Origin of the sequence: Thermopetrobacter sp. TC1 (genome assembly GCF_000746275.1) — a bacterium.
In the GTDB taxonomy this organism is placed as follows: domain Bacteria; phylum Pseudomonadota; class Alphaproteobacteria; order Rhizobiales; family Aestuariivirgaceae; genus Thermopetrobacter.
Genome location: NZ_KN050828.1, coordinates 528,909 through 544,343, shown reverse-complemented (window position 1 = coordinate 544,343; position 15,435 = coordinate 528,909). Strand labels below are relative to the sequence as shown.

Genomic DNA, 15,435 nt, shown 5'->3' with positions numbered 1-15,435 from the left:
ATCAAGCATGAGACAGGGGGCCGCCTGGCATGAGCCTCGTTGCGCCGGAGACGCCGGATACGGAACACGCAGTTGTCGAACCCGTCATTCCCTGGCCGGAAAGCGATATCGTTGATATCGATGCCATTAACTGGTCAGATCCCGAAGCCATCGGCCACGCCGTGGAAGACCTGGCCGATCGGCTCATTGAGGAACACGGAGCCAGCTCCTCCGCCTTCAGGCGGGATTTTCTTGCCGGCTGCAAGGCCATCGTCAAGGCCTCGCGCGCTCATGCCGAGCGCATGTTGCTGAAAGAACGCAAGGGCCTGCCCTGCGCCACCTATCTCTCCGAAGTGCAGGATGAGCTTGTCACCGCGCTTTACACCGTGGCCGCCACCCGCCTTTATCCGGCCATGAACCCCACCGCCGCCGAACGGGTCAGCATCGTTGCCGTGGGCGGATATGGCCGCGGCACCCTGGCGCCGGGATCGGACATCGATCTTCTCTTTCTTCTGCCCTTCCGCAAGTCATCCTGGGGCGAGACAATTGCGGAATTTCTCCTCTACATGCTGTGGGATCTGGGCTTCAAGGTGGGGCATTCCACCCGCACCGTGGAGGAATGCATCCGCTTGGCGGATGAGGACAACACCATCCTCACCGCCATGCTCGAAGCCCGTTACATCTGCGGCGATGAGGCCCTCTATGCCGATCTCGCCCGCCGTTTCCGCGAGGAAGTCGTCGCCTCCGATCCTGCCCGTTTCATCGCCCAGAAGCTCGCCGAGCGCGATGAGCGTCACCGCCGCCAGGGCGAAAGCCGCTATCTTGTCGAGCCCGACGTCAAGGAGGGCAAGGGGGGCTTGCGCGACCTGCACACGCTGTTCTGGATCGGCAAGTATCTCTACGGGGTTCAGGACGTGTCCGGCCTGGTCGATCACGGCGTCTTCACCAGGGGCGAGCTGAAGCGCTTTCTCCGCGCCGAGGATTTCTTCTGGGCCGTGCGTTGCCACCTGCATTTCCTGTCCGGCCGCGGTGACGACAAGCTCTCCTTCGAGATGCAGCCGCAGGTGGCCGAGCGCATGGGCTATGTGGTCTCCCATGGCCGCATGAAGCACGTGGAGCGCTTCATGCGCCAGTATTTCCTTTACGCCAAGGAAGTGGGCGATTTGACCCGCATCTTCTGCGCCGTTCTTGAGGAACAGCAGATGAAGGAGGCGCCGGGCTTTTCGCGCTTCCTGCCCGGCTTTCTCAAGGGACAGGCCAGAAAGACCCGCAAACGCGTTCTGAAGGATCATCCGGGGTTCGTCATCGAGAACGGCCGCCTGTCCGTGGAAGGCAAGGAGGTGTTCGAGAACGATCCGGTCAACCTGCTCCGTCTGTTCTCCCTGGCGGCAGATCTCGATCTCGGCGTGCATCCCCGCGCCCTGCGCCATGTGCGGCGTTCCCTGAAGCTCATCGACGATGATCTGCGCAACGATCCGCAGGCCAATGCGCTCTTCCTGCACATGCTGTGCGATTCGCGGGATCCGGAAGGGGTTCTGCGACAGCTCAACGAGGCCGATGTTCTGGGGCGCTTCATCCCGGATTTCGGGCGCATCGTCGCCCTGATGCAGTTCAACATGTATCATCACTACACCGTGGATGAGCATCTCATCCGCACCGTGGGCTGGCTCTCCCGCATAGACCGCGGCGAACTGGCTAAGGAACATCCCCTCTCCACCGAGCTCATCCGCAAAATCGAGAACCGCCGTGCCCTCTATGTCGCCGCCTTTCTCCATGACATCGCCAAGGGCCGGCCGGAGAGTCATTCCGTGGCCGGGGAGCGCGTGGCCCGCAAGCTCTGCCCGCGCTTGGGGCTAACCGAGGCCGAGACCGAGACCGTGGCCTGGCTTGTCCGTCATCATCTGCTCATGTCGGAGGTCTCGCAAATGCGTGATCTTTCCGACTTCAAGACCATCCTCGACTTCGCCGAGGTGGTGCAAAGCCCGGAGCGCCTGCGCCTGCTGCTCATACTCACCGTTGTGGACATCCGTGCCGTCGGCCCCGGTGTGTGGAACGGCTGGAAAGGCCAGTTGCTGCGCACGCTCTATCACGAGACCGAACCGGTGGTCTCCGGCGGTCATGCCTCCATCCCGTTGAAACAGCGTGTCGCCGCCGCGCAGGAAGCCTTCATTGAACGCATCGACTGGCCGCCTGAAAAGGCCAGGGCCTATGTCGGACGCTTCTACGATCCCTATTGGCTGACCACCGACATCGAGCATCAGCTGCGCCATGCCGCCCTCATCGAAAGGGCCGAACGCGAAAACGAGAAGATCGCCATCGACATTCATACGGATGCCTTTCAGGCGATCACGGAAATCACCGTCTACACCCCCGATCACCCCTATCTCCTCGGCATGCTCACCGGCGCCTGCGCCGCTGCCGAGGCCAATATCGCCGGCGCCAAGATCTTCACCCTCGCCAATGGCTGGGCGCTGGACACCATTCTGCTGCAACGGCAGTTCACCGAGGATACCGACGAATTGCGCCGGGCCGAGCGCGTTGCCGCCATGATCCGCAAGGTGCTCACCGGCGAGGCGCGGGTGGAGCGTCTGCTGAGCGGAAAGCGGGAGAAGCGCGCGCGCCGCATGAAAGCCTTCACCGTGGCGCCGCAGGTGGCAATCGACAACGAATCCTCCAACCGCTTCACCATCATCGAGGTGGCGGGCAAGGACCGCATTGGCCTGCTCTATGATCTCACTTCGGCCCTTTATGACCTCAATCTCAACATCGTCTCCGCCCACATCACCACCTATGGCGAACGGGCCGTTGACGTCTTCTATGTCACCGATCTCACCGGCGCCAAGATCACCTCGGAAACGCGCCGAAAGGCCATCACCCAGCGCCTGCTCTCCGTTCTTGAGGGAAACAGCGCGTAAAAAGACCACTTAAACCGCCGCATATGGTGATCGGGCTATTGGGCCAAAGGGCCAGTCTCATGCTGCATGGTCCGGACGGGAAGCAGCTTCATTCCGGCTTGGCGAAAATGAGATAGGCAGGCGTGCGCCCTTCGCGCAGGGCCTTGGCCTCATAGCGGGTGGATTGCCAGCCGGGCCAGGGCTGGCGCCAGTCTTCCGGCCGCTCCGCCAGCCACATCAGCTTGCCATGCCGCCGCACGTGTTCCAGCGTCCAGGCCACATAGTCGGGTATATCGCTGGCAAAGAAGAAGCGTCCGCCCGGCTTGAGGATGCGGTGAATGTCTTCAAGCGTTTCTGGCCCCACAAAGCGGCGCTTGCGATGTTTCTTCTTGGGCCAGGGATCGGGATAGAGCAGATAGATCTCGTCGAACTGCTCCGAACCGAGCAGCGGCAGCAGCAGGCGGGCGTCGTCATCCCAGATGCGGATGTTGTCCAGGCCCGCATCGGCGATCTGGGAAAGCAGTTTGGCCACGCCATTGATGAAGGGTTCACAGCCGATAAAGCCCCAGTCCGGCCGCTGGGCGGCAAGCCGCGCCAGATGTTCGCCGCCGCCAAAGCCGATTTCCAGCGCCATGTGTTCAGGCGGCGGCGCAAAAAGGTGCGCAGGCGCTTTCATCCATGCATCATCATCGGCCGCAATGCGCAGCGCCGGCAGCAGCTCCTCCATCAGCCGCTGCTGTCGCGGCTTCAACGGCCGGGACTTTCGCCGCCCGAAAAAACGCGGCTCTGTTATGCGGTTCCTGTCCGTCATCAGCTCGGACACCGGTAAGGTTCTTTTCATACACGGCGCGCCGCTTTTCTTCCCTCCCCCTGGCAGGGAGAGGGCAGGGAGGAGGTCGGGCAACTTGGCTTTACGTTTGTGGCCCGACCCCCACCCGGCGCTTCGCGCCGACCTCCCCCTATCAGGGGGAGGATGCGAACATGCTTTTTGGCATGCCGTACACGTGTCATTCCGGTCCTTCCGTAATCATAACCGGACCCGCTTCGCCTTCGCTTCTCTTTCGCGCATGCGCACGCTGCCGGAAGGCCATGGCCTTCTTGGCATGAAGAAGGGCAGGCGAAAAGCCTGGGGAAGGAAAGTGCTGAACGTCTGGCGGAATCAGGCGAGCGCGCCTTTCAAGGCCTCAACCAGATCCGTGCGCTCCCAGGAGAAGCCGCCGTCCTCCTCCGGCGGGCGGCCAAAATGGCCATAGGCCGAGGTGCGCGCATAGATCGGCCGGTTGAGCCCCAGCCTCTCGCGAATGGCGCGCGGCCTCAAATCCATGACCTCGCGCAACACCGCTTCCAGCTTCTCCTCGGGCACTTCGCCGGTGCCGTGCAGATCCACATAAAGCGAAAGCGGCTCGGCAACACCGATGGCGTAGGAAATCTGGATCGTGCAGCGCTGCGCCAGCCCGGCGGCAACCACGTTCTTGGCGAGATAGCGGGCGGCGTAGGCCGCGGAACGGTCCACCTTGGTCGGGTCCTTGCCGGAGAAGGCACCGCCGCCATGCGGGGCCGCGCCACCGTAGGTGTCCACAATAATTTTGCGCCCCGTCAGGCCGCAGTCCCCATCCGGGCCGCCGATATAGAACTTGCCGGTGGGGTTCACGTGCCAGACGGTCTTTTCCGTCAGCCAGCCCTCGGGCAGCACCTCGCGCACATAGGGCTCGATGATGGCGCGCACGTCATCGGAGGACAGGTTCTCATCGAGATGCTGATGGGAAACGACGATCTGCTCCACCGCCACCGGCTTGCCGTTCTCGTAGCGCAAGGTGAGCTGGCTTTTGGAATCGGGGCCCAGCTTGGGCTCCGCGCCGGAGTGCCGCGCCTGGGCCAGCCGCTGCAGAATGCGATGCGCATAATAGATCGGTGCCGGCATCAGCGCTTCCGTCTCCGTGCAGGCATAGCCAAACATGATGCCCTGATCGCCCGCACCCTCGTCCTTGTTGCCGGAGGCATCCACACCCTGCGCGATATCCGGAGACTGCTCGTGCAGCAGCACTTCCACATCCATCTTCGCCCAGTGAAAGCCGGCCTGCTCATAGCCTATGTCACGCACCGCCTCCCGCGCGGTCTCGATGATGCGGTCGCGGGTGATGCTTTCCGGTCCGCGTGTTTCGCCGGCAATCACCACCTTGTTCGTGGTGGCCAGAGTCTCCGCGGCGACACGCACCGAGGCCGGATCCAGCCCCGTCGCCTCGGCCTCGCGGAAGAAAAGATCGACGATCTCGTCGGAAATGCGGTCGCATACCTTGTCGGGATGCCCTTCCGAAACGGATTCGCTCGTGAACAGATAATTCTGGCGCGGCACGGTTCGCGTACTCCCTGCAGATCGAATGCGGTTGCCCTGTCAGCCCCTGCGGCCCGAGAGCCGCCGGCGAATTTGAAATGCATTCATAAAGTTTTCTTTATATCCCCGCAAGGCCCTGTATTGGAGAAGGTCCAACGGACAGCAGCGCCATGAGGGCAAGATTTTGCTTTTCCCCTCTTGCATCCCGGCGCGTTTGGCACTATGTAACCCCGCACGAAACGGATGGTCCCAACCAAAGCCCGTTTCGCAATCTGCTTTCTGGATACGGGGCCGTAGCTCAGTTGGGAGAGCGCCTGAATGGCATTCAGGAGGTCGGCGGTTCGATTCCGCCCGGCTCCACCAGATCCTCCTTCTGAAATCCCCGACGCAAAATTAAAGCCACAGGCTGACTTATCACAGGCGGCCTTTCAGGCAGCGCACGTGCGCCGTGCCCAGCCCATCATAGTAGCGCTCAAGAAACGCCGCGCCTTCTTCCCGGATGCCGTAACCGAGCACGTCCACCTCAATTGCGCGCGCGCCGGCCTCCCGTCTCAGCAATTGTGCCCAGCGCCTGTCATGCCCGGGGCCATGCAGAACACATAACCCCTCATGCTGCCGCGCCAGACGCAAAATCGCGCTCATCCGCCGCGGGCCGGGCAGGGTTTCGTCATCGGGCTGCACCGCCGCCAGAGGAGAAAGACCGAAGCGCACATCGAAATACTGAAAGGCATCATGGGTGACGATGAACGGACGGCCAGCAAGCGGCTTCAGCCGTTTTGCCCATGCCTTGGTCAGGGCGGAAAGCCGTTGTTTGAGCGCCGCGGCATTCTTCCGGTACAGGGCGGCATGAGCGGCATCCTGCCTGGCCAGTACCTCTGCCGCCGCCTCGGCCATGGCCGCCGCCGCCAGCGGATCGGTCCACACATGCCAGTCTGTTACCGCATGCCCGTCCCTGCCTGAACTTCCCGCTCCCGGCGGATCAAGACGCCGATGGGGCAAAAGCCGGATGTTCGCGATGCGCGCAAGTTCCACCACCGCGCCATCCCGGGCAAGGGCGGCAAGCGGCCGCTTGAGAAACCGCTCAAGATCGCGCGAGACGATGAAAATGACATCCGCCTGCGCCAGCAGCCGCGCCTGCGAAGGCCGCAGGCTGGCATGATGCGGATCCACCCGCCGTGTGAGCAGAAGCTGCGGCTTGCCCGCGCCAGCCATCACCGCGGCCACGATCCCCTGCAAGGGCCGCAGGCTGGTCACCACCGTCATATCCCGCGCCTTGGCCATGGGCATGTAAACGCCCAGCGTCAGAAGCGCCGTCATGACAACAAGCAGGGCCTGCCTCCCGCCGGAGAAGAGAAGGCGGACAGGACGCGTAAGGAAACACCGAAACCGGATCATCGGATCACTCCTGATCGGGAAAGACGCTGGCAAGACCGTGCCATGCCTGCCATATAGGCGGCATGATGGAAAGGAAAAGCGACATGATCACCACCGGCACCATACGCCGCGAAGAGAAAGGAGGCGCAAGGCCCGCGGAGGCGCATGATGCAAAGGCCGCCACCACGCGCGGTGAGGAGCTCCTGCGGCTGGAGAATGTCGGGGTGCGCACGGCCGATGGCCGCTGGCTCATCCGGCATGTCACCTTCTCGGTGCATCGCGGCGAGCTTGTCACCATCATCGGGCCCAACGGCGGCGGAAAGACCACCACCGTGCGCGCCGCCCTTGGCGTGATTACGCCGGTGGAAGGCCGGCGCATCCTCAAGCCCGACGTGGTCATCGCCTATGTGCCGCAGCGTTTTCATGTCGATCCCTCGCTGCCGCTCACCGTGGATCGTCTGCTGTCCCTTGCCGCATCGTCCACCCGCCGCCAGCGCAGAAAGGCCCTTGAGAGCACAGGCGTGCACGGCTGTCTTGACAAGCCGGTGCAGTCTCTTTCCGGCGGCGAACTGCAGCGGGTGCTCATCGCCCGCGCCCTTTTGCGCAAACCCGATCTGCTCATTCTCGACGAGCCGGTTCAGGGCGTGGACTTCGCCGGCGAGGCCGAGCTCTATGCCCTCATCGCCCGCCTGCGGGAAGAGCTGAACTGCGGCATCCTCATGGTCTCGCATGATCTGCATATGGTCATGGCCGGCACCGATCACGTGGTGTGCATCAACCGCCATGTCTGCTGCGAAGGCAAGCCGGCGGAAGTAACAGGCAGCGAGGCGTGGGTGCAGGTATTCGGCACCGCGGTGTCACCGCTGCAGGCGCCCTATGTGCACAGGCACGATCATGTTCATGGCGCGGATGGCCATGTCTGCCCCCTGCCGCTCGCACAAAGGGGCGAAACCGAAAAAACCACCCGCGGCCAGAACGCGCATGAGGCCGGAACGACCGGGAAGGAAACGCACGAAAAGGGAGAGGAATGATGGGCCTGCCCGGTTTTGACCCTCTTCTTTTGCGCGCGCTTGTCTCCGGCCTGGCGCTGGCCATCGTCGCCGCGCCGCTGGGATCGGTCATCGTCTGGCGCCGCACTGCCTTCTTCGGCGATGCCCTGGCGCATGCCGCCGTTCTTGGCGCCAGCCTGGCCCTGATCCTGAACGTGTCCGTCTCCTGGGGTGTTCTGGCCATCGCCGTGCTGATTGCCCTTGCCGTGCATCTGGCCCGGCCTGCCCGCAGCCTGCCGGAAGACGCCCTGCTGGGCATTTTCGCCCATGGCGCCCTTGCCGCCGGTCTTGTCATGGCCGCCCTGTTTCTCCCGGCCGGGCAGGATGTCATGGCGCTGCTTTTCGGCGACATTCTTGCCGTCTCGCCCGCGCAGGCCTGGCTTGCGCCCCTGTTTGCCGGGATCGCCATTGTCCTGCTCGCCATGGTCTGGCGGCCGCTGCTCATGGCCTGTGTGCATGAGGAAATGGCCATTGCCGAAGGGCTCAATCCCGCCCGCGCCCGCCTTGTGCATGCCCTGCTGCTGGCCGTGGCTCTGGCGCTGGCGCTGCCTCTGGTCGGCGCTTTGCTGTTCACCGCCCTGCTGGTCTTGCCGCCCGCCGCCGCGCGCGCCCTGGCCCGCTCGCCGGAAGGCATGGTTGCGCTCGCCGCGCTCGCCGGCGTGGTCTCCGTTATCCTCGGTCTCTGGGGCGCCTGGACATGGGATGCGCCGCCGGGCCCTGCCATCGTGCTGGCGGCGCTCGTTCTCTTCGCCTTTTTTCACATGGCGGCAAGAATTCTCGGGCGATAATCTCCATATCGTTGCAGGGCTTGATCCAGGGCAAGGCCGCCGCGCGCATGCGGGGCTATCGCCTTGGGATCAAAGAGACGGCCCCTTTGCCCTTCTTTGCGCAACGGGTCGCAATTCTCGATGAGGACCTGATCCATGTCCGACACTCCCCAAGACAACGCTGCTGCACGTGAGAGCGTCTCTGTGGCCATCACCGGCTCCGGCGGCGCCGGTGTCATCACCGCCGGTGAAATGCTGCTCGCCGCCGCCGCGCACGCCGGCTGGCACGGCATTCAGACACGCTCCGTCGGCCCGCAGATCCGCGGGGGCGAAGCGGTCTCTATGGTGCGGCTCGCCACCTTTCCCGTTGAGGCGCACGATGACGCCTTTCATCTGCTCGTGGCGGTGGACTGGCGCAATTTCGACCGCTTCGCTGCCGAGGTCCTGCTGGCGCAGGGCGGGCTTGTGATCATGGATAAGGCCGCAGGCGATGTGCCCCCGCCCTTGAAGGAGCGCGCCGGCAAAATCCTTTCCCTGCCCTTGTCAAAAGCCGCCAAGGAAGCGGGCTCGCGCGTCAACATGGTGGCGCTCGGCTGCATTGCCGCGCTTCTTGGCATTCCGGAATCCAGTCTGGAGCACGCCGCCCGCCGCCGTTTTGCCGCCAAGGGCGAAAAACTCGTCGAGGCCTCTCTTGCCGGCCTGCGCGCCGGACGGGATCTGACGATGCAAGAGGATCTTGCCGATCACATCGCCAATCTGCGCCTTGATCGGCCGGAAAAACCGGATAAACCCCGCTGGATCGTCAGCGGCAATCAGATGGCCGGTCTCGGGGCTGTGCACGCCGGCGTGCGGTTCGTCGCCGCCTATCCCATCACCCCGGCCAGCGACCTTCTCGAATGGATGACACCGGTGTTGTCCGCAGAGGGCGGCATGCTGGTTCAGGCCGAGGACGAGCTGGCCTCCATCAACATGATCATCGGCAGCTCCTTCGGCGGGGTGCCGTCCATGACGGCGACCTCCGGTCCCGGCCTTGCCCTGATGATGGAAGGGTTGGGCCTTGCCGTCTCCGCCGAAATCCCGGTGGTGGTCGTCAATGTGCAGCGCGGCGGCCCTTCCACCGGCATTCCCACCAAATCCGAACAGACGGATCTCAACATCGCCCTCTGCGGCATGCACGGCGAGGCGCCGCATCTCGTTCTGGCGCCGCTTTCCGCCGCCGATTGCCTGTTCACCACCGCCTGGGCCGTTGAGCTTGCCGAGGCCCTGCAGGCACCGGCCATCGTCCTTTCCGATCAGAAAATCGCCCAGATGAAGGCCATCAGCGATCCTTTGCCTTTGCCGGCGGTGAAGGTGGCGCGCAAGGTGAGTGAAGCCTGCGCACCGCATGCCTACAAGCGCTACGCGCTCACCGAAGACGGCGTCTCCCCCATGGCCCTGCCGGGAACGCCCGGCTGCATGTATACCGCCGACGGCCTGGAGCATGGCGAGAATGCCGTTCCCTCCTCCCGCGCGGAGGATCATGCTGCCATGCTGGAAAAGCGCGCCCGCAAGCTGCGCAATCATGATTACGGGCCTGCCTGGGCGGAGGTGAATGGTGAGGGAGAGATCGCCGTGATCTGCTGGGGCTCGACAGCCGGCCCCGTGCATGAGGCCGCGCGCGTTCTGGCTCGCGAGGGGATTTCCATCCGCACCGTTTCCATGCGCCTGCTCTCACCCCTGCCCATTGAGGCGCTTGAAGAGACCCTTGCCGGCGTGAAAACGCTGATCGTCGCCGAAAACAGCCATTCCGGCCAGTTCCTGCATTATCTGCGCGCCTGGTGTGATCTGCCGCAAGAGGTGATCTCCTTGAAACACGCCGGCCCGCGGCCGATCACCGCCCCGGAGGTGCGCCGCGCCGTTATCGACGCCATTGGCGGCGGACGCATGCAGGAAAGCAACATTGCGCTGAAGGAGGCGCCGGTGTCATGAACGAAGCCATGCGCAAGCCGAACGATTTCAAAAGCGGTGTGAAGCCCATCTGGTGCCCGGGCTGCGGGGATTATGGCGTGCTCTCCGCCTTGACCAAGGCCTTTGCCCGCTTGAACTGCGCACCGGAGAAAATCGCCGTGGTCTCCGGCATCGGCTGTGCCGCCCGCATTCCGGCCTATGTCAATGCCTATGGCCTGCACGGCCTGCATGGCCGCGCCCTGCCCGCGGCCGCGGGGCTGAAGCTGGCGCGCCCTGAGCTTACGGTCATCGCCGCCGGTGGTGACGGTGACATTTATTCCATCGGCGGCAATCATTTCATCCACGCCTGCCGCCGCAACGTGGACATGACGCTCATCGTCATGGACAACCGCATTTACGGCATGACCAAGGGCCAGCCCTCACCGACCACCGAGCCGGACTATCCCACACATCTCTATCCTGCCGGCACCCATGTTCAGCCACTGGACGGCATGTCGCTTGCCCTCGTCGCCGGCGCCAATTTCGTTGCCCGCGCTTTCACCGGCGATCCCAATGATCTTGCCGAGATCATCGTCGAGGCCATTCGTCATCCCGGCTTTTCGGTCATCGAGGTCTTAAGCCCCTGCGTCACTTTCCGCCCCGAGGAGCGCGAGTGGAAGCATCAGATCGCGCGCCATGCCCTCACGCCGGCGGGCAGTGTTGCTGAGGCGCTGGCGGCGGTGGCATCTGCGCCGGAACTGTCCACCGGCATCGTCTGGAAGGGAAACAGGCCGCCCTATACCGGCCCGGGCGATCAGGCCGGCAAACGCGTGCAGGATGTGCTAGACTCCTTCGTGGCATGAAATTCGGCCAGCTTAATCGCCACCAGGCCGCTTGCACCCGGGCATCAGGGGTTTCCGGGCCTGGGCGAAGAATGATGCATCAGTGAAGCCAGGTGAGCGCCCCGTGCGATTGGGGACGGGGCGCGCGAAGGGAGGGAGCATGACCCGTCGCATCCAGAAAACGGTGCCGGATATCGAAACACTGGAGGATTTTCATATCGCCGCCTATCTGGTGGAAGACGAATGCGGCGAATGCCTGCTTTCGCTCGCGCACCAGATGGAGGTGCATCACAATCCACTCATGGCCGAGCTTTTCGAGCGCCTCGCCGATATGCGCAAGCGCTCTGCCGCGGAGATCTTCGCGGCCATGGAGCCGGAATGGCGCAAGAACATCTATATGCGCGATCTGCGCTGGCTTGGCGAAAGCTGCCCCGGCGCGGTGGATATTCTCTCCGCCCACTATCGCATGCAGCCCTGGCATGGATACAGGCTGGCGCTTTCCGCTTTTGATCGCATCCATGATTTCTATGACGAAATCGCCGTGGAGACCGAAAACGACGCCGTGCGCCGGCATGCCATCGACCTGCGCGCCCGCATAGCCGCCGACATCCGCGCGCTGGAAGAAGAACTGGCCACCATTCCTGAGCCGGAAGCGGCCTGGGATCATGACGATGATCCCCCCATGATTCAGGAATGACTGCTTCACGCACGCGATTTTCAGGGGCGTTTCTTGCGGCTTTTTAAGAAACGCTTCGTGGAAAAGCCGCCCCGGCCAGCTTGATTTTCGCCCGTCATCCGAAAGACTGACAGCGCAAAATGCCGTAACGGGCCGTGGCGGGAGCATACATCCCTGCTGCGCACAGATCAGGGCTTTTGGGCAGAGAAAACCGGAGGTCAGGCCATGCCGCTTGTGCACATGAAGGACATGCTCACGCATGCCCATGAAAACGGCTATGCGATTGCCGCATTTGATCTCGTCTCTCTGCATTTCCTGGAAGCGATCATGCAGGCGGCGGAAGAGACCGAGGCGCCGGTGATCCTGAGCCTTGCCGAATCCCATTTCGACTATTTCGATTTCGAGCTGGCCATGGCCGCCACCGTCGCTGCCGCCCGCCGCGCCAGCGTGCCCGTCGCCATTCATCTCGATCATGGCCACTCGCTGGACTCGGCCGTGCGCGGGATCAATCTCGGCTGCACCGGCGTCATGGTCGATGCCTCCCATCATCCCTTTGACGAGAACGTGCGCATCACCCGCGAGGTGGTGGACATGGCCCATGCCTGTGGCGTGCCCGTGGAAGGCGAGCTGGGGTATGTGCCCGGTGTCGAGGGCGAGGATGCCGAACGCCATCCGGGAGAGATCGCCTACACCACCCCAGAGGAAGCGGAGCGCTTCGTGGCCGAAACAGGCGTGGATTTTCTCGCCGTTTCCATCGGCACGGTGCATGGCCGCATGAAGGGAGAGCCGCGCCTGGATTTCGAACGCCTCGCCGCCATCAACGAGCGGCTGGGCATTCCCCTCGTCATTCACGGAGGCACCGGCCTGTCCGATGAACAGTTCCGGCGCCTGATCGCGCACGGGGTCAGCAAGATCAACTATTATACGGCCCTGTCCGATGCCGCCGCCCGTATCATCGCCGCCAATGTCCGGGACAATGCCCAGGGCTATACCGGTCTGATGAAAGGCGTGCGCCGGGCGATCGCCGAGGAATGCATCCGCTGCATTCGCCTCTGGGGCAGCGCCGGCAGGGCCGGAGAGGTTCTGAAAGCGGCACAGCCCTGGCGGGAGGTGGAGCACCTCATCATCTACAACGTCGAAGGCATCGACGAGGAGGAAACCCGGCGGCGCATCGAGGAAGGCCGCAAGGTGCTTTCGCGCATTCCGGGCGTGCGGCGGGTGGATACCGGCACGGCGGTCAGGCCCGATGCCCGCTATCGCCATGCCTGGCTGATCCGTTTCGCGCACGAGGAGGTTATCGCCAGCTACCGCGATCATCCGGATCACGTGCGCTACGCTGATGAAAAATTCCGCCCCGTCGCCGCGGACCGCATCAGTATCGACTATCTCCTGGACTGATCCGGGCCTGATCTTCAGCGTATCGATGCCAGTCGCAGAGACCCGGATCACCGCTTTCGGTTAACGGAATCTTTCCGTTATCCATTCGTTAACCCTGGCTGTCGTTCAATCGGCATGCGCAATGCAGGGGGCTGAAGTGATTCGCCTCCATATCAGCCAGGGAAACCGTCCATGTCTCGCGCACAGGCCATAACGCCCGCCTTGCAGGGAGCGCCCGGATCCGCGCTCGCCCTTTGGGGCAGCGCATTGCGGCAATATGCTTCCGAGGTCATGGCGCGGCTGCGCCCGCAGACGGCGCTGGCTATACGGGTTGCCGGCCTGGCCCAGCCGCTGGCGCCGCCTGCGCCGGCTCATCGTTATGACGCCGATGCGCTCTATGCCGGGCACTTCGCCTTTGCCGGTGGGGAGGTTGCCTGTGCGGGCGAGATCATCTTTGACGTAACCCCGCCCACGCCGGAATTTGCCCGCGCGCTTCATGGCTTTGAATGGCTGCATGCCCTGCTTGACGGCGAACGCATCCTCTGGCGGGTTCATGCCCGCACCCTGGTGGCGGAATGGGCCACGCGCCGCGCCCGCCTGCCGCGCGAGGCTTACGAGCCTGCGGTCATGGCCCGGCGGCTTGTGCATCTCATCAGCGCCGCACCGCGCCTGCTTGCCGGCGCGTCCGAAGCCTATGCCGAGACCTTCTTCCGCCTGCTCGCCTGGCATGTGCGCCGTCTCCTGCGGGTGCTGCCGCGCATCACCGTGCCGCATGAGCGGCTTTTGGCCGCCATTGCTCTGGCCAATGCCAGCATCGCGCTCAACGGCCTTGCGAATTTGCGCGAACGCTCGTTGAAGGAGCTCGGCACGCTGCTTTCCGAGCAGATCCTGCCCGATGGCGGCCACATTTCGCGCTCGCCTGCCATTCTGCTGGAAATCGTGGCCCACCTCCTTCCTCTGCGTCGCGCGATGAAGGAGGCGCGCCTGCCGCTTCCCGCCGCTCTGACTTCCGCGCTGGAAAGGGCCATGCCCGCGCTGCGGTTTTTCCGTCATGGCGATGGCGGCCTTGCGCTGTTTCATGGTGTTTCCGATCTCCTGGCCGCGCGTCTCACCGCGGTTCTGGAGGAGGATGACGTCTGCGGCCTGCCGCTTGTGCATGCCTGTCATGCCGGATATGCCCGCCTGCAGCAGGGGCAGTCCCTGCTGATTGCCGATGTCGGCTATCCGGCGCCGTCCCATGTCAATCCGCAGGCGGCGCTTTCCACGCTCGCCTTCGAGTTTTCCCATGGCGGCCATCGCGTAATCACCTCCTGCGGCGCGCCGCGCTTTCCGTCTGCTGAATGGCGCCGTGCCGCGCGACGCACCGCGGCCCATTCCGCCCCCACTTTGGGCGACCGTGATGCCGGCCGTTTGCTCACGGGCCGTTTCTGGCGTCTTCTCATGCGCGAGGATCCCATCATCGGCCCGCGCACGGTGCAAGCCGAAGTCACCTCTTCCGCGCAGGGCCAGCTCCTTCAGGCCGAACACGATGCCTGGGCGGCGCAGGATGGATACGAATGCCGCCGCCGCATCTATCTCCATGCCGATGGCACGCAGCTCGTGGGAGAAGATGCGCTGGTGCCTGCGGGCACGGGGCGCCCCGCGGCGCGGGATCTCTTCATCATCCGCTTTCATCTCCATCCCGCGGTTCAGGCGGCGCCGGCGCGAGACGGCAAGTCCGTGCTTCTCGTGTTGCCAGACAAGAGCGTATGGCGCTTTGAGGCCCGCAACAGCGACCTGATGCTGGAAAACAGCGTCTACCTCACCTCATCGATGGGTTTGCGGCGCACCAAACAGATCGTCCTTCAGGCGCTTGTCGGTGAGAACGGTGCCCTTCTTCGCTGGCGCTTGCAGCGGGATCCGGCCGCAGAAAAGCGCCGCCGCACCCGCCGTGCCGAACCCGGCCCGGAGCTGCCGCTTGCATAAGAACCCCTTCATGAAACAGCCGCCCTCCTGCATGAAAGGCGGGACCCCTTCAAAAATCGCAGAAAGGGATACAGATACCTGCATAAGACAGGCGCGGCAGCCACACGGGATCGCTCATCAACGGTTCATCTTCGCTCTGCCATGTTGCTGACACGATCGCCGACGAGTCAGTCCATGAAGGCCAGCCGTCATTGACGAGGAACATCCGTGGCACGCAAGACGACAGGCAAAAAGGGCAGGACGAAAACGGCGAA

The 15,435-nt window shown here is 63.7% G+C and carries 11 protein-coding genes and 1 tRNA gene; 9 read left to right on the top strand and 3 right to left on the bottom strand.

The window, feature by feature from the left end; translation table 11 throughout:
* The first annotated feature begins 29 nt into the window (after window positions 1–29).
* Complete coding sequence (locus EK16_RS06175; protein WP_081910314.1) at window positions 30–2,894, top strand: [protein-PII] uridylyltransferase; 2,865 nt, start codon at window positions 30–32, stop codon at window positions 2,892–2,894.
* An 88-nt stretch (window positions 2,895–2,982) separates the two neighbouring features.
* Here the strand turns inward: EK16_RS06175 and trmB are convergent, their stop codons facing one another.
* Together trmB and metK are read right to left on the bottom strand one after the other, a co-directional pair.
* Complete coding sequence (trmB, locus tag EK16_RS06170; RefSeq protein WP_231573621.1) at window positions 2,983–3,714, bottom strand: tRNA (guanosine(46)-N7)-methyltransferase TrmB; 732 nt, start codon at window positions 3,712–3,714, stop codon at window positions 2,983–2,985.
* A gap of 318 nt (window positions 3,715–4,032) precedes the next feature.
* Window positions 4,033–5,226, bottom strand: a complete 1,194-nt coding sequence (gene metK / locus EK16_RS06165; protein ID WP_038035345.1) for a methionine adenosyltransferase — start codon at window positions 5,224–5,226, stop codon at window positions 4,033–4,035.
* Between the two features lie 266 nt (window positions 5,227–5,492).
* Between metK and EK16_RS06160 the strand changes: the two genes are divergently transcribed.
* A tRNA-Ala gene (locus EK16_RS06160) sits at window positions 5,493–5,568 on the top strand.
* Window positions 5,569–5,619: 51 nt separating this feature from the next.
* Here the strand turns inward: EK16_RS06160 and EK16_RS06155 are convergent.
* Window positions 5,620–6,522, bottom strand: coding sequence for a zinc ABC transporter substrate-binding protein (locus EK16_RS06155; RefSeq protein ID WP_197059627.1), 903 nt, complete (start codon window positions 6,520–6,522; stop codon window positions 5,620–5,622).
* A 161-nt stretch (window positions 6,523–6,683) separates the two neighbouring features.
* On the opposite strand from EK16_RS06155, the gene EK16_RS06150 reads away from it, so the two are divergent.
* From EK16_RS06150 to EK16_RS06120, 7 genes are all read left to right on the top strand, one after another.
* Window positions 6,684–7,610 (top strand): metal ABC transporter ATP-binding protein, encoded by a 927-nt coding sequence (locus tag EK16_RS06150; RefSeq protein ID WP_081910313.1) that lies wholly within the window; start codon window positions 6,684–6,686, stop codon window positions 7,608–7,610.
* Window positions 7,607–8,416 carry a metal ABC transporter permease gene (locus EK16_RS06145; RefSeq protein WP_231573620.1) on the top strand — a complete coding sequence of 270 codons (810 nt, stop codon included), beginning with the start codon at window positions 7,607–7,609 and terminating at the stop codon, window positions 8,414–8,416. The genes EK16_RS06150 and EK16_RS06145 overlap by 4 nt, the downstream gene beginning before the upstream one ends.
* Window positions 8,417–8,551: 135 nt before the next feature.
* Window positions 8,552–10,363 carry a 2-oxoacid:acceptor oxidoreductase subunit alpha gene (locus tag EK16_RS06140; protein WP_051929002.1) on the top strand — a complete coding sequence of 604 codons (1,812 nt, stop codon included), beginning with the start codon at window positions 8,552–8,554 and terminating at the stop codon, window positions 10,361–10,363.
* Entirely contained in the window at window positions 10,360–11,184 is an 825-nt protein-coding gene (locus tag EK16_RS06135; RefSeq protein WP_038035343.1) for a 2-oxoacid:ferredoxin oxidoreductase subunit beta, read from the top strand. The genes EK16_RS06140 and EK16_RS06135 overlap by 4 nt, the downstream gene beginning before the upstream one ends.
* Before the next feature lie 139 nt (window positions 11,185–11,323).
* Window positions 11,324–11,860 carry a ferritin family protein gene (locus EK16_RS06130; protein ID WP_038035340.1) on the top strand — a complete coding sequence of 179 codons (537 nt, stop codon included), beginning with the start codon at window positions 11,324–11,326 and terminating at the stop codon, window positions 11,858–11,860.
* Between the two features lie 204 nt (window positions 11,861–12,064).
* Complete coding sequence (locus tag EK16_RS06125) at window positions 12,065–13,237, top strand: ketose-bisphosphate aldolase (protein WP_038035339.1); 1,173 nt, start codon at window positions 12,065–12,067, stop codon at window positions 13,235–13,237.
* A gap of 171 nt (window positions 13,238–13,408) precedes the next feature.
* On the top strand, window positions 13,409–15,181 hold the full coding sequence (locus EK16_RS06120) for a heparinase II/III family protein (RefSeq protein WP_081910312.1): 1,773 nt from the start codon (window positions 13,409–13,411) through the stop codon (window positions 15,179–15,181).
* Window positions 15,182–15,435 lie beyond the last annotated feature (254 nt).

What these genes read in the sequence shown, in the direction of transcription:
- EK16_RS06175 (WP_081910314.1), top strand. Translation starts at nt 30, where the DNA reads ATGAGCCTCGTTGCGCCGGAGACGCCGGATACGGAACACGCAGTTGTC.
- trmB (WP_231573621.1), bottom strand. Translation starts at nt 3,714, where the DNA reads ATGAAAAGAACCTTACCGGTGTCCGAGCTGATGACGGACAGGAACCGC.
- EK16_RS06155 (WP_197059627.1), bottom strand. Translation starts at nt 6,522, where the DNA reads ATGACGGCGCTTCTGACGCTGGGCGTTTACATGCCCATGGCCAAGGCG.
- EK16_RS06150 (WP_081910313.1), top strand. Translation starts at nt 6,684, where the DNA reads ATGATCACCACCGGCACCATACGCCGCGAAGAGAAAGGAGGCGCAAGG.
- EK16_RS06145 (WP_231573620.1), top strand. Translation starts at nt 7,607, where the DNA reads ATGATGGGCCTGCCCGGTTTTGACCCTCTTCTTTTGCGCGCGCTTGTC.
- EK16_RS06140 (WP_051929002.1), top strand. Translation starts at nt 8,552, where the DNA reads ATGTCCGACACTCCCCAAGACAACGCTGCTGCACGTGAGAGCGTCTCT.
- EK16_RS06135 (WP_038035343.1), top strand. Translation starts at nt 10,360, where the DNA reads ATGAACGAAGCCATGCGCAAGCCGAACGATTTCAAAAGCGGTGTGAAG.
- EK16_RS06130 (WP_038035340.1), top strand. Translation starts at nt 11,324, where the DNA reads ATGACCCGTCGCATCCAGAAAACGGTGCCGGATATCGAAACACTGGAG.
- EK16_RS06125 (WP_038035339.1), top strand. Translation starts at nt 12,065, where the DNA reads ATGCCGCTTGTGCACATGAAGGACATGCTCACGCATGCCCATGAAAAC.
- EK16_RS06120 (WP_081910312.1), top strand. Translation starts at nt 13,409, where the DNA reads ATGTCTCGCGCACAGGCCATAACGCCCGCCTTGCAGGGAGCGCCCGGA.